The 12,500-nt window shown below is 36.2% G+C and carries 12 protein-coding genes and 2 tRNA genes; 4 read left to right on the top strand and 10 right to left on the bottom strand.

Features of this window, described 5'->3' with window-relative positions; translation table 11 throughout:
- The first annotated feature begins 17 nt into the window (after positions 1-17).
- From BST91_RS00170 to BST91_RS00160, 3 genes are all read left to right on the top strand, one after another.
- A complete protein-coding gene (locus BST91_RS00170; protein ID WP_060523240.1) occupies positions 18-1,139 on the top strand; it encodes a 1-acyl-sn-glycerol-3-phosphate acyltransferase in 1,122 nt (373 codons plus the stop codon).
- The gene (locus tag BST91_RS00165) at positions 1,139-2,203 is read left to right on the top strand and encodes an asparaginase (protein ID WP_042276043.1); all 1,065 of its coding nucleotides are present in this window, start codon (positions 1,139-1,141) and stop codon (positions 2,201-2,203) included. Before BST91_RS00170 ends, BST91_RS00165 begins: the two co-directional genes overlap by 1 nt.
- A 53-nt stretch (positions 2,204-2,256) precedes the next feature.
- Positions 2,257-2,344: transfer RNA gene (locus BST91_RS00160), tRNA-Ser, on the top strand.
- A gap of 279 nt (positions 2,345-2,623) precedes the next feature.
- On the opposite strand, the gene BST91_RS00155 is transcribed toward BST91_RS00160, so the two are convergent.
- The 10 genes from BST91_RS00155 to BST91_RS00110 all read right to left on the bottom strand — a co-directional run bounded on the left by BST91_RS00155 (position 2,624) and on the right by BST91_RS00110 (position 12,185).
- Entirely contained in the window at positions 2,624-3,466 is an 843-nt protein-coding gene (locus BST91_RS00155; RefSeq protein WP_085774062.1) for a universal stress protein, read from the bottom strand.
- A gap of 103 nt (positions 3,467-3,569) precedes the next feature.
- Positions 3,570-3,950 (bottom strand): DUF2237 family protein, encoded by a 381-nt coding sequence (locus BST91_RS00150; protein ID WP_085774061.1) that lies wholly within the window; start codon positions 3,948-3,950, stop codon positions 3,570-3,572.
- A 77-nt stretch (positions 3,951-4,027) separates the two neighbouring features.
- Positions 4,028-4,366 (bottom strand): DUF4286 family protein, encoded by a 339-nt coding sequence (locus BST91_RS00145; protein ID WP_085774060.1) that lies wholly within the window; start codon positions 4,364-4,366, stop codon positions 4,028-4,030.
- Positions 4,367-4,368: 2 nt separating this feature from the next.
- Complete coding sequence (locus tag BST91_RS00140; protein ID WP_157546859.1) at positions 4,369-6,165, bottom strand: tetratricopeptide repeat protein; 1,797 nt, start codon at positions 6,163-6,165, stop codon at positions 4,369-4,371.
- A 3-nt stretch (positions 6,166-6,168) separates the two neighbouring features.
- Entirely contained in the window at positions 6,169-7,440 is a 1,272-nt protein-coding gene (gene serS, locus BST91_RS00135; protein WP_042276081.1) for a serine--tRNA ligase, read from the bottom strand.
- Positions 7,441-7,502: 62 nt separating this feature from the next.
- Positions 7,503-8,840, bottom strand: coding sequence for an HTTM domain-containing protein (locus BST91_RS00130; RefSeq protein WP_085774059.1), 1,338 nt, complete (start codon positions 8,838-8,840; stop codon positions 7,503-7,505).
- Positions 8,821-9,756 (bottom strand): bifunctional riboflavin kinase/FAD synthetase, encoded by a 936-nt coding sequence (locus BST91_RS00125; protein WP_085774058.1) that lies wholly within the window; start codon positions 9,754-9,756, stop codon positions 8,821-8,823. The genes BST91_RS00130 and BST91_RS00125 overlap by 20 nt, the downstream gene beginning before the upstream one ends.
- Before the next feature lie 101 nt (positions 9,757-9,857).
- Positions 9,858-10,481: an aminoacyl-tRNA hydrolase gene (gene pth, locus BST91_RS00120; protein WP_085774057.1), complete on the bottom strand. Its 624-nt coding sequence runs from the start codon at positions 10,479-10,481 to the stop codon at positions 9,858-9,860.
- A 109-nt stretch (positions 10,482-10,590) separates the two neighbouring features.
- On the bottom strand, positions 10,591-11,223 hold the full coding sequence (locus tag BST91_RS00115; protein ID WP_042276087.1) for a 50S ribosomal protein L25/general stress protein Ctc: 633 nt from the start codon (positions 11,221-11,223) through the stop codon (positions 10,591-10,593).
- A gap of 20 nt (positions 11,224-11,243) precedes the next feature.
- A complete protein-coding gene (locus tag BST91_RS00110) occupies positions 11,244-12,185 on the bottom strand; it encodes a ribose-phosphate pyrophosphokinase (protein ID WP_042277238.1) in 942 nt (313 codons plus the stop codon).
- A gap of 129 nt (positions 12,186-12,314) precedes the next feature.
- On the opposite strand from BST91_RS00110, the gene BST91_RS00105 reads away from it, so the two are divergent.
- Positions 12,315-12,396 (top strand) — tRNA-Leu (locus tag BST91_RS00105).
- Positions 12,397-12,500: the final 104 nt, after the last annotated feature.

Here is a 12,500-nt window from a genome sequence, read left to right as displayed (position 1 = left end):
GTACATTTGCGACTAGAATGGAAGTTTACGACGATATACGATTTTTTAAGGATGATGAAGTGCAAACTGTCTTACAAAGTGCAGTGAGACATCCTATGATTAAAACCTTATTTCAATATACATTTCCCAACAAATCCGACGATGAAATTAAGGATATCGTAACTAGATGTACGTCTATAAATGAATTTCAAAGAGAAGTTATCAGTAAAACGGTAAAGCGTGTAATCGACACCACAAGTGCTGGCATGACTAGTAGTGGTTTTGACGAACTAGATACTAATACATCCTATTTATATATATCAAACCATAGAGACATCGTACTAGATACCTCGTTGCTCAATCTTATTTTATTTGAAAAGAATTTAATAAGAACAGCAAGTGCTATAGGTGATAATTTAGTACAGCGCCCGTTTGTAAACATGTTAAGTAAACTTACTCGTAATTTTATAGTAAGAAGAGGCGGATCACCTAGAGAGACATTACTTAGCAGTATTAAACTTAGCGATTACATCTTTCACCTATTAAAGGAAGAAAATCGCAGTGTATGGATCGCTCAAAGACAAGGTCGAACGAAAGATGGGAATGATCATACGGAGCAAGGTGTTCTTAAAATGATAGCACTGGCTGCTGGTAAAAAAGACATTGCAAACTATTTGAACGATTTAAAAATAGTACCCGTTTCTATTTCTTATGAATACGACCCTACTGACGCCTTAAAAGTACCTGAATTGCTTGCCAAAGCCGCAGATCAAGAATACGTAAAGTCTGAAAACGAAGATTTTAACAGTATCATGTATGGTGCACTAGGACAAAAGAAACATATTCATATACACGCTTCAAAACCATTGGAAATAGTAAAAATAGATGGTGAAAAAACAAACAAAACTTTACAACGTGTTGTTGACCAATTAGACACCACGATACAACGTAATTATCATTTGTGGCCAACTAATTATGTGGCACACGATTTATTACATGTTTCTAGAAAATACAGCAAACATTATAGTGAGCATGATATGGCTCAATTTGAGAGACGATTGAGACTACGTGTTGATGTAGAAGATCAAATGACTGTGACTAGCTTTTTGAAAATGTATGCCCAACCTGTAACTAACAAAGAACTCCTAAACGCAGAATAATGAAACCAAATATCCTGCTTATCTACACAGGTGGAACAATTGGAATGATGAAGGACATTAAAACAGGTGCTTTAAAAGCATTTGATTTTGACAAACTTCTATACCACATTCCAGAGCTTAAACAACTAGACTGTACAATAGAAACCATTTCTTTTGAAACACCTATCGATAGTTCTGATATGAATACGGAAGAATGGCGCTTGATAGGAGACATGATTTATGATCGCTACGACAATTATGATGGGTTTGTTGTTTTACACGGCAGCGACACCATGTCGTTCACAGGCAGTGCACTCAGTTTTATGTTTGAAAACTTGACAAAACCCGTTATCCTTACAGGATCTCAACTGCCTATAGGCGATTTAAGAACTGATGCAAAAGAAAACTTAATTACAAGCATACAGATAGCTACGCTACGCAAGAAAAAGAAGCCCTTAATAAGGGAAGTTTGCATTTACTTTGAATATCAGCTTTACAGAGCAAATCGTACCGCAAAAATGAATGCAGAACATTTTGAAGCCTTCAGTTCGCCTAATTTTCCACCTCTCGCAATAAGTGGTGTGCATTTAAATGTTGATGAAGATCTTTTATGGAAAGGATACAAAAACCGAGAGGTTCAAGTACATAGAGTTATACCTCGTAGTGATGATAGAATGCACTATCGACCACAAATGATAGCCGATGTCGTTGTACTCAAATTATTTCCTGGAATTACAGAGACCACCGTACAAGCCATATGTAATATTCCAAATTTAAAAGGTATTATCCTCGAAACTTATGGAAGTGGCAACGCTCCTACTAAATCATGGTTTATTGATGCAATGAAAGATTGCTTGTCAAAAGATATTCGTGTTGTAAATGTAACACAGTGTCGTGGTGGATCAGTAGATATGGGTAAGTATGAAACAAGTCGTGCTTTGAAGGAAATGGGCATGATTAGCGGTAAAGATCTAACTACTGAAGCAGCTCTAGCCAAAATGATGTATTTACTTGCCTACATCGAGGATGATTTGATGTTTAAAGATTGTTTTGAAACAAGTTTAAGAGGTGAGATAACTAATTAGAAATTGGTAAACATAAAGTATTACGGTATTTTTGCGATCAGTTTTACAAAAACAGTGAGGTGGCCGAGTGGTCGAAGGCGCACGCCTGGAAAGTGTGTAAACGGCAAAACCGTTTCGAGGGTTCGAATCCCTTCCTCACTGCTAGAACCGTTGTTATCCCTTTGATAGCAACGGTTTTATTTTTTTAAATTAAAATTTTGTCAATCCTTCCCTTTAGAAACCTCTCTTTTTATAAAATCAAGTAGGTATTCCAACATGGTTAAAACAATCAATGGAATACACAATATTAAAGGACCATAAAGCAGTTCTAATTCTACATTCCCTAAAATGTTTATTGATAGCGACAATACATTGAAATACGCAAGCAGAGCAAGAACTATGGAAAAAAGCAGAAATTTAAGAACTTTATTTTTTCGTTCATTACTCAGGTAAAATAAGTAAAGGCACTTGACTTACTTTACCTATTTCCATTACCATATTAGTAGAAAACCAACTTGTAAATAGATTGTGTTTGCGATTTACGATTGCCACCATGCTACTATCCCTACTCTCTACAAAATGTTTTACAGCTAGATTTACATCGCTACCCGTTAAAACATGAAAACTATGCCTGTTGTTGGATAACGCATCATCTAAAATTTGTTTATTATCTTCTTGAACTGTTTCTAGGCCGCTACTGGTATCAACATGTAAAACACAGATAGCTGCATCTTGAATAGTTGCAAGGTCTATTAGGCTTTGCAATCTTAAACTACTATAGGCACTTTTATAATCAGTAGGAAAAACTATTTCTTTAATTTCTTCTACCTCTGAGTCATGTGGAACAGTAAGAATAGTACAACTACCAGCCTCTTTCATGGTCGCTATTGTATTACTTCCAAATACACTTTTTTCATAATTAGTTATTCCTTTACTACCCATTACGATCAAAGAGATATTTTCAGTAGATAAGGTTTTTGTAACCGCAGTGGCTACATCATCATGCATTAAGTGTGTTTTATAGCTATGCTTTTCATTAGCACATTCTAATGCAATCTTTTCAAGGATTTTATTAAGTAAAACGTCACCCTTATCCTTTGGAGATTCATAAGTGAATGAAGCATCGTTGCCTTGTTTTAATTCATTGCGGCTATGAAATTCAGTATCGTAAGCGTGCAATAAATGAAACATACAAGTTTCATCTTTAAAAAGCGTTGAAACATAAGTGAATGCGTGCCATGAATTTGAAGAAAAATCTGTTGCTACAAGGATATTTTTTGCCATAAAAACGGATGTTTTCGTATTAAACCTATAGGTATAAATTTAATAAAAAAACAAAGGTGTTTAGCATAAACTACAGCTTTATTTCAAGCTTTATTATACCAGATTAGACGTCGATCGCATAAACTTTCAACGTTTCCAAATTTGTAAATTTCAATGCGTTACTATCAGTTCCTTTTAGAATAATATGGGGCGCACATCCAGCTTTTTCTGCTTCGATCCATCTTAATACACACAAACACCATTTATCACCTGGTTTAAGACCTGGAAATTGATATGCAGGTATGGGTGATGAAAGGTCGTTCCCTTTAGACTTTGTAAACCCTAGAAACTCTTTCGTCATAACAGCACATACCACATGGGTACCTACATCTTGTATCGACGTCCTGCAGTATCCATCACGCCAATAACCTGTAATCGGATTGGTACAACAGGACTCTAAAGCTGTTCCTAGAACGTTTTTGGGTCGCGTGTTATTTTGAGACATAGTTACCAAACATTTAGTTTAAAAATTAGTAAGTCGTAATTATGTCAAATTCCTATATCATAAGAAGAAGGCTAAATTTAATTCGGAGACTCTTCCTTGCGGCGCACTGTATATTCATCTACCACTTCAAGCTCTGTACGGAAACTCAGAACCTTATCTGCCCATTTCTCAAGACCGTCTTTTTGCAACGCTTCAGAATGTTTGTCTTTATACTCCTGCAAGGCCTGTGCGCTATAAGCTTTGTATTGAATTGAGTAGGTATGAGAACCGTCTTGCTCCTTTACAAGCACTTTAGTAAACCTAGCTTCCATAAACAGCCCTGTTCCCAGCACTTGTGGTATATGTTCACGCATCCATACTATCCATTGATCGTGAACGCTAGAATCTACATTACAGGTTACATTATAAATTACCATAATTAAAAAGCTTTTTCATTAGTATCACCACGCAATCTGCGGTATCGACGTCTAGCGTCTGTGAAATAAATGCTATCTGCGTGTGAGAAAATTATTTGTTCAAAATATTCTTGTGCTTTTGCAGGATCATCAAGTACTTCTTCATACAACTTTCCTAGCTCGTAAAGCGCATCATCACTCAAAATACCATCACCATGATTTTTGATAATCCTAGTGTAATTCTGGATAGCATTTTGGGTATCTCCTTCTACCTGATATAGCATTGCCTGTCTTAACAATGCCTCATCTTCAATGTCGTCACCTGCATGGTTTTGCAACACATTATTATAGGCTTCAATAGCCTGCTTTCTTTTGTTTTGATATTGTTTTAATTCCGCTTTCGCGAAAGCGGACAAAGCAACATAAGTAGTATCTTGTCCAGAGTGGTCAGAAATCGTTAGACTCAATTGCATAGCATCATTTGCTATAAGTTTACTGCTAGCGCTGCGTAGTACTTTTAATTGAGTGAGTGCCCAAGGAAAATCTCCTTTATAAAAACTGGTACGAGCCACTCTATATTGAGATTCCTGAGCCAATAAATCATTGGGCAAATCATTTTGAATTTGACTGTATAAAATAAGAGCTCGATTAAATTGCTCTTGAAGGACAAGAACATCGGCCAGTAACATTTTCACCCTAGCCTTATCAAATTGAGAAAAATTAGCTTTATTGAGATCTGCCAATAAATCAATGGCTAGTGGTGCATTGTCATTTTTGAACGCCAAGAACCGAGCATAATCTAGTTGTAACCTGAAACTGCGTTGATCACGACCATAGAATTCAAGCAGCTGCTCATATTCTTGCTTTATTTGAGAATATTCATCTACTGAAGCTCCGTTAGATCGTAATTTAAGTTTGAGCACCTGAGCATTGTATCGAGTAAAGGGTGATTGAGCATTCTCAATCATAAAGTCCAGGATGTCAAATGCAGCAGGAATATCATTTTCCTCAACTGCGACCTCGGCAAGGTCCTGCAAGTTGTCCATACTTTCTTTGTCCCTATTGTAAATTGCCTTTTCCTGAATAAAGGCATTTTTAAAATCCTTTTGCTGCACAAACAACCATGAAAGCAATTGATTGTACAAAACATCTGGATTTGAACGTAATCTTTTAAGAAGTACTTTACGCAATATCGTATTAGTCTCGGACAATGCGTCGTCAGTTATATATTGAGAAAACAGAGCTTGTGCTCTTGCCCTGTAAGCGACATTTTTTTCAATGAGTTTAATGTTCTCCTCAAACATTTTCTCCATATCACTTAGTTCACCGTACAATCTAGCTAACTGAAAACTATAATTTGCTTGTGGCCTAAGCTGGGTTCCTATTTCATAAACTTGTACCGCCTCGTCCAGTTCTGTACGTTTTTCAAACCTACTTGCGATACTGTAAGTAAGCTCTGGCTTTTCTTTTACTAGATCGATTGCTTGTTGATAATAGCTACTAGCTATTGAATCATTTCCTTGCAATACTTGATTATAACCTTTTTCTATTAGTAGAGTTTGTTTGTATGCTAAAGATGTAGATACCTTTTTATCAATTAAAGAATCTACTTTACCGTATTCTTCTAACTGATGATAAGCATCAATTAATGAAAATACGGTATTGTAGTTCCTATTTTTCTTATCGTTGACTAATTTTTCATATATGCTGGCTGCCTTACTGTACTCGCCTTGGTCCATGTAATTTTGCGCCAACTGCAAACTTTGCGCCGTTGACCACGTTACTAAAGACAAAAAAAGAAGCGTTACAGCATATTTCATAAATTATTGTATCATATCAAAACCGCAGTAAGGTACAAGAACTTCAGGGATCTTAATACCATCAGCTGTTTGATAGTTCTCCAAAATTCCTGCCATTATTCTAGGTAATGCTAGTGCGCTCCCGTTAAGAGTATGTAACAGTTCTGTTTGTTTTTCACCTGCACGGAATCTTAATTTCAAACGATTTGCTTGAAAGGTTTTAAAATTAGAAACACTACTTACTTCTAACCATTTTTCTTGTGCCGTACTATAAACTTCAAAATCATAAGTAAGTGTTGAAGTAAACCCAAGATCACCACCGCACAATCTAAGAATACGATAAGGCAATTTCAATTCATCAAGAATATTCTTTACGTGGCTTACCATATCATCGAGAGCCTGATCACTTTTATCAGGATGCTCTATTCTTAAAATTTCTACTTTATCAAATTGATGTAAACGATTAAGACCTCGTACATGTGCCCCATAACTTCCTGCTTCCCTTCTAAAACAAGGAGTATAACCAGTCATTGCAATAGGAAGGTCCTTTTCTTCTAATAGATCACCTCTATAAAGATTAGTAATGGGAACCTCGGCAGTAGGAATTAAATACAAATCATCATTACCTACATGGTACATTTGACCTTCTTTATCTGGCAACTGACCTGTACCGTATCCACTTGCCTCATTAACAAGGTGTGGTACTTGCATTTCTTGATAACCTGCTGCTGTATTTTTATCTAAAAAGTAGTTTATCAAAGCTCTTTGAAGTCGCGCTCCTTTATTTTTATAAACAGGGAATCCTGCACCTGTAATTTTATTACCTAGTTCAAAGTCAATAATATCGTATTTTTTAACTAGTTCCCAGTGCGGCTGAGCTTGTTCATCTAGCACTGGTACTACACCATGCTCCTCAACAACTTCATTATCTTCGTCTGTAGAACCTGCTGGAACACTTTCTTGAGGCACATTAGGAATGTTGTACAACAACTCTTGTAAGTCATTTTGAGCAGTTTGTAACTGCTCAGCAAGATTCTTTGAAGATTCCTTAAGCTCGCCAGTTTGTGCTTTTAGCTCATTAGCCTCTTGTGCTTTACCAGATTTAAATAATTCTCCTATTTGTTTGGACAACTTATTACTTTGAGAAAGTGTTTCATCTAGTTGAGCTTGCAAACTTCTTCTGCGCTCATCTACTTCGATAGCTTGTTCTAGCATAGGCATGGCATCAATATTACGCTTAGTAAGTGCCTGAGCAAATGCCTCTTTGTTTTCTCTGATTGCTGCAATTTGTAGCATTGAAATAAGTTTTAATTATTTAAGCCGATAAAATTACTGATTCTCCTTGTATTAAACGAGAATCAAGGTCGGTTTGTTGGCGTATCTTGTAAAGGTGACGGCATTAACCAGGTTGCGTGTTTAAATTGAGACCATGGTTGTGATGCGATGTCAATAGTATCATTTGTAAACTTTGATCTAGGTCTACCATTTATAGAAACACTTGAAGATATATAAACAGCAACATCTTCACCTTTATCAGCATACTCTTTTTTAAGCCTTTGAGCCAGTTGCCACATGAAATCAGGCTTCGTATTTGCCGAATTAAATTGTTTTCTAGACAATCTTTCTTTGATATTCACGCGTTCACGCTTACCAGTTTCTTTATTCTCCACATAATAAACAGCTCTTCCAGAACGACTGCGCAACATCATGCGCCAGCTTAATCGATGACCTTCTTCAGTCCACAATACATCATCCTCTATCACCCAATGACGCAACGGAAGAACTAGCATGATTAGTAAAAAACTAATAGTAAACACTTTTATAATACCTGCGTGTTTTGGTACAATTACTTCTCGTGCAGCATAAAAGGTTTTTTTACTCAAAAATCTTTTATGAACGGTTTCAGTGGTAAGAAAAAACAATAAAAACGATAGTGCCAGATAAGGGAAAACACCAATCTTAAAGACTATAGAGTTGAATAAATGGAAGAATACACTTGCTATAATTGCAATCCACCTAGTTCGTTTCCACAATAACAACGGGACAATAATTAAATCGAAAAGTAGCCCATAGTATAGAATAGCAACATGAGCCCAATCTTGTTGAAGAATCTCATAATCACGTCCGCGAGTGGACATTAAAAATTTCTCAAAACTTCCATCCAACCAGTCTGGGTAGAACTTAGCTATACTGGCGTAGCTGTAAACGATCCATACAAACCCGATAATTAGAATATAAATCCATCGACTCATATGAATTTTCAATAGTTCTTTGTTTTTTTTAGCATCAATAGATCCAGCTTTATGAGCAGGTAAGAAAACAAGTAACCAATTAAGTAACATAATCAAATAACAATGATTATTGTAACTAGATTTTTGAAGTAAATAAGCGTAAGTCCATGTAATCGCATAAAACAGCATTGCCATCCTATACTTGTACCCTAACATAATAAAGATACCTGCTATTCCCATAGCACTGTATAGAACGTACATGCCATATCCTGGCAATGGCTCTAAAAACTCAAAACCTATGAATGTAAATGTAAACTCAGTATCTATAAATAAACGTTTAACAGCACCCAAGGCAATACTTCCAAAAGCCTCGCAAGTAAGAATGAGTCCATAGACCATTCTAAAAACAACAAGAGCAGAATTATCTACTTGGGTAAAAAACCATTTATTTATCGTCTCTCGCATAATCTTGTGTACGCTTTAAATCATCATCCATAGCACTTACGAGTTCCTGCATGTTATCAAACTTCTTTTCATCCCTTAACCGTTTATGAAAAAACAGCTCCATTGAAGTATTATACAAATCACCATCAAAATCTAAATAATAGGTTTCAATGGTACGGTAGTTTCCATTCCCAATGGTAGGGTTAACACCTATGTTAGTCATACCAAAAAAGTGTTTCCCGTTAATACAACTAGATGTTATATAAACTCCATTTCCTGGAATTAATTTGTACTCTTGGTGAACATGTAGGTTTGCAGTTGGGTAACCAATAGTTCGGCCTATTTGTTTACCAGATCTTACATGACCTTTTAAACTATAAGTTCTATTCAAATAGCGATTTGCTCGTTCTATCTCGCCGCTTTCTAGCGATTGTCTCACTTTAGTACTGCTTACTGCAACCTCTTCTACTTCTTCCTTTGAGATTTCAATTATATCAAAATGGTACTCACTAGCATATTCTTTAAGCTCATTAATGCTTGCACTACGATTACGACCAAAACGATGATCATAACCTATAACAACAACACTAGCCTTTAATTGATCAACCAATATTTCCTTAACATATTCCTGTGCGGTAGTTCTTGAAAACTCTATTGAGAAAGGGTGAATAACCATGTTCTCAATTCCTTGATCTTTTACAAGTTCAGTGCGTTCCTCGATACTATTAATTAATTTCAAATCATGGTCTGGTTGCAATACCATTCTAGGATGAGGAAAAAAGGTAAGAAGCACACTTGTCAAATTGTCTGCTTGAGCACGATTAACCACACGTTGTAAAATTTTTTGATGTCCATGATGCACACCATCAAATGTACCTATGGTAACCACACTCTTTCTATCTGAGTTAAATTCGGATATGTTATTATATATTTTCAATTCGCAATTAGTCGATTACTTTATTAAGTCTAGTATACTATTTTTTCACCTTGATGATTTAAGTTTTGTACGCTTTCGCGAAAGCGTACTAACTCTACTCACTACTTACCATTAAATTCATTCATAGCATTAGACAATCCTGCATGAATAAAAGCCAAAGCAGCATTTGAAGCTTTGTCAATACGTTCTGGTAAAGCTGCTTGTTCTTCCTTATTCCATTCTCCCAACACATAATCAACCTGTCGACCTTTACCAAATTGGGCCGATATACCGAATCGAAGCCTAGGGTAATTAGGAGTATTCAAGGTAATTTGAACATCCTTGAGACCATTATGACCACCATCACTACCTTTTCCCTTCATGCGTATTGTCCCGAAGTCCAGATTAAGATCGTCTGTAATAATTAGGACATTCTCTTTTTCTATTTTTTCCTGTTTCATGTAATATTTCACCGCCTTACCACTCAAATTCATAAAGGTATTAGGTTTAAGGAGCACCACTTTCTTTCCTTTATGTGTAGTAGTTGCTACATCGCCTAATTTTAGAGTCTCAAAGGTAACATCTTTCATAGCAGCAAGTTCGTCTAGTATCTTGAAACCTATATTATGTCGTGTTTCTGTATATTTTGAACCTGGATTTCCTAATCCTACAACTAGAAATTTTTTCATATCACTTTCATGAGTTTTTACTTTATCACCTAGTAATTTTTGCAACCATGTAAACATCTTTCAAAGCTATAAAAACGAGACGATCTTTTTGTTATAAGTTTATAAAATGCTGGCACAAAAAAAGCCTTGAGAACTCTCAAGGCTTGTAATTTAGGTTTAAGAAAATTTATGCATCTTCCTTAACTGCTGCCACATCGCTAGTTTCAGTAGCTGGCACATCTTCATCATCATCATCATCGTCATCTGCAACAGCATTACGAGATGTTTTAACCATTACAACAACCATTGTATCCGGGTGCATAATTTCATAAGAATCAGAACGCAATTCCTTAACCTGTCTCTTCATACCAATTTTAAGGTCTGATATTTCTACATTAATGTAGTCAGGTAAGTTTGCAGGTACTGCTTTAACTCTAAGCTTACGGTTAGGGAATTTAAGTACACCACCGTTAAGCACACCACGTGAATTACCGTGTAGTTTCACAGGGATTTCCATAGTCACTGCTTTATCATCAAAGATTTGATAGAAATCAGCATGTAATAATAATTCTTTTACTGGGTGCCATTGTAAATCTTGAGCAATAGCATTGTAAGTACCGTCTTTTCCTAGATCTATCACTACAGTGTGAGCATCTGGAGTATAAACAAGGTTTCTGAACGCATTTTCGTGCGCTGCAAAGTGTACTGGCTCGTCTCCTCCGTAGATGACACAAGGAACCATACCAGCATTACGTAGGGCTTTAGTTGCCTTTTTACCCACGCTTTCTCTTTTAGATCCGTTGATCGTGATTGACTTCATTTATTTAAATTTAAATTAATTTACATTATAAAATTATCGCTGATGGACTCATTTTGTTGCACGCTTTTCATCACAGTCGCAAACAGTCCTGCACAGGATAATACTTTTATTTTAGAACTCTCCTGTCTTAAAGGAATAGAATCGGTTACAATTAACTCTTCTAACTGAGAATTCTCAATTCTCTCATAGGCTTTACCAGAAAGAATTGCATGAGTACAAATAGCTCTTACACTTTTTGCACCGCGCTCCATCATTACATCAGCAGCTTTAGTCAATGTCCCGGCAGTATCTACCATATCATCAACTAGTACCACATTCTTACCTGTCACGTCTCCAATTAACTCCATGTGAGAAATCACATTGGCTTTTTGACGTTGTTTATAACAAACTACCACATCACTTTCTAGAGTTTTGGCATAAGCATAAGCCCGTTTAGAACCACCCATATCAGGTGAAGCAATAGTAAGATCCTCTAAAGCTAACTCCTTCAAATGAGGAACAAATAAAGAGCTCGCAAAAAGATGATCTACTGGTTTTTCAAAGAAGCCTTGAATTTGATCAGCATGTAAATCCATTGTAATGATTCTTGTAGCACCTGCTGTCTCAAGTACTTTAGCAATCATTTTTGCTCCTATTGGAACACGTGGTTTATCCTTTCGATCTTGTCTTGCCCAACCAAAATATGGAATTACCGCTGTGATGTGTCTTGCACTTGCTCTTTTTGCAGCATCTAGCATCAATAACATTTCCATAAGGTTATCGCTACTAGGCTGTGTTGAACCTATTATAAAGATGCGACGACCTCTTATAGATTCTTCAAAGCTAGGTTGAAACTCACCATCACTAAAGGTAGAGAAGTTAACCTGACCTAACTCGGCACCATATGCCGTAGCAATTCTTTTGGCGAGGTCCATACTTTGCCTACAGCCGAATAATTTTGCGTCCTTAAGTGCGTAGCTCATTTCTCTAGTCTTTATAGGATGTTGGTTTTGAGCGTGCAAAAGTACAATTATATATTGAGTTGTCCATATTTATTAATAATAATATCGCTACAATGATTACTTTTATTACTTTTGCGCTCTCTACTTATTGCCTCAGTGGTGGAATTGGTAGACACGTTGGATTCAAAATCCAATGCTTCACGGCGTGCCGGTTCGATTCCGGCCTGAGGTACAAAAGCCCATCCTTAAGGTTGGGCTTTTATTTTACAATAAATTTTAGTGTTTAAAGTTGACTATATATTAAGGAACACTTATACAGGTATAAATGTTAAGTTA

The sequence above is a fragment of the Nonlabens tegetincola genome (genome assembly GCF_002117085.1).
GTDB lineage: Bacteria > Bacteroidota > Bacteroidia > Flavobacteriales > Flavobacteriaceae > Nonlabens > Nonlabens tegetincola.
Note: the sequence above shows the minus strand (reverse complement) of the source record. Positions and strands in the feature narration are given on the sequence as shown.